This window comes from Curtobacterium sp. B8 (genome assembly GCF_000333315.1).
Classification (GTDB): domain Bacteria; phylum Actinomycetota; class Actinomycetes; order Actinomycetales; family Microbacteriaceae; genus Curtobacterium; species Curtobacterium luteum.
In genome coordinates this window covers 1-1,492 of record NZ_BACW01000575.1, presented here as the reverse complement: position 1 = coordinate 1,492, position 1,492 = coordinate 1, and the positions used below count along the sequence as shown (strand labels likewise).

The 1,492-nt window shown below is 75.0% G+C and carries 1 protein-coding gene and 1 pseudogene; both read left to right on the top strand.

Going from position 1 to position 1,492, the window contains the following annotated elements; all coding sequences use genetic code 11:
* Positions 1-577: pyridoxamine 5'-phosphate oxidase family protein (locus I59_RS20205; RefSeq protein ID WP_022904663.1), on the top strand; the 577-nt coding region annotated here is incomplete at its 5' end.
* Between the two features lie 189 nt (positions 578-766).
* Positions 767-1,492 (top strand): annotated as a pseudogene (locus I59_RS22365) (hypothetical protein); the annotation flags it as partial.

The following is a 1,492-nucleotide window of genomic DNA, read 5'->3' as shown; positions in this document are numbered from 1 at the left end:
CCTCTGCGGCGTCGGCGACCTCGGCGACGGGCCCGTGCTGCTCCTCCACGGCTCGACCGGCGGCGGCCTGTTCCTCGACGCCGGCGCCGAGGGCGTCCCGGTCGCCGCGACCGTCACCCACGTCGACGGGCTCGTCTTCGCCCGCAGCACGTTCGACAGCTCGGCGAACTACCGGAGCGCCATGATCGTCGGCCGCGCGACCGTCGTGCCTCCGGACCGCCGGGCCGAGGCGCTGTGGCAGGTCTCCGACCACCTCATGCCCGGTCGTCGCGCGGAGGTGCGCGAGATGACCGCCAAGGAGGTCCGTGCCACCCAGGTCCTCCAGCTCCCGCTCGACCGCGCCAGCGTCAAGGTCCGCGCGGCCGGCGTGGGCGAGGCGTCGGACGACGGCGAGGACCACGCGGTCTGGGCCGGGGTCCTCCCGCTCGCGCTCCGGGCCGGCACACCCCTGCCGGGGGACATCTCGGGGGACAGGTCGGTGGACGCGTCCGTCCGGCAGGTCGCGTCGCGACTCGACCGCCTAGCGGCCGACCGGGAGGCGCGGATCGCCGCCGTCATGCGGATCGCGTCGGTCTGACGGCCGGGTCGGACGTGATCCCGCACATCTGAGGACCCTCCACGGATGGATGGTTCCTGTGACCAACCGCAGGAACACGCCGGAACCGCCCAGCAAGGAGCCTCGTCGTGACCAATACGTTACCTTCTCGGGTCACCCCTCCGACGGGTGGCCCGGGCCGCCTCCCCCGAGGTCGCGACGGAAGGAACCATGGGACGCCACGCTCTGCCCGCAGCAGCCGACAGCCAGCACGCCGAGGCGCTGCCCGCACCCACGACACCCGCTCCGGACGCCGCGCTCCGCCGTCCCCGTGGCCGCCGATCGGCCCTCGGCCCCGCAGCGGCCCGCTCGACCTTCGTCGAGCCCGCGAAGCAGGCCCGGGTGGTCGCGATGCGGCCGGTCCCCGTGGCCGCCGCCGGTTCCGCCGTACTCTCCCGCACCGCAGCGCTCCGGGCCGAGCGCGCACTGGACCCGCGCCACGTCCGTCGCGCCGCGAACGCCAAGCGCGCCGCGATCCTCCTGGCCCCGGCGCTCGCCGTGACCTCGAGCCTGACGCTCGCGGTGCCCGCGAACGCGGCGACCCCGTCCACCGACGCCCACTCGGGCACGACGACCTCGCAGACCGCCCTCGCGGGCGTCCCGGCGGGTGAGCTGCAGACCTACACCGTCGCCCACGACGTCGAGGTCCCGGTGACGGCGATCGACGGCGTCTCGACCACCACGACCGTCGTGTCGTACCCGACGGTGGTCACCCGCTTCGGCGTCACGACGGCCCAGGCCGAGTCCGCGATCTCGGCGGCACTCTCCGAGGGCGGCGACCGCGCGACCGTCCTCGCCACCGCGCTGCAGTACCTGGGTGACCCGTACGTCGAGGGTGGCGCCTCCCACGCGGGCATCGACTGTTCCGGGCTGACGATGGTCGCCTACGCGGCCGTG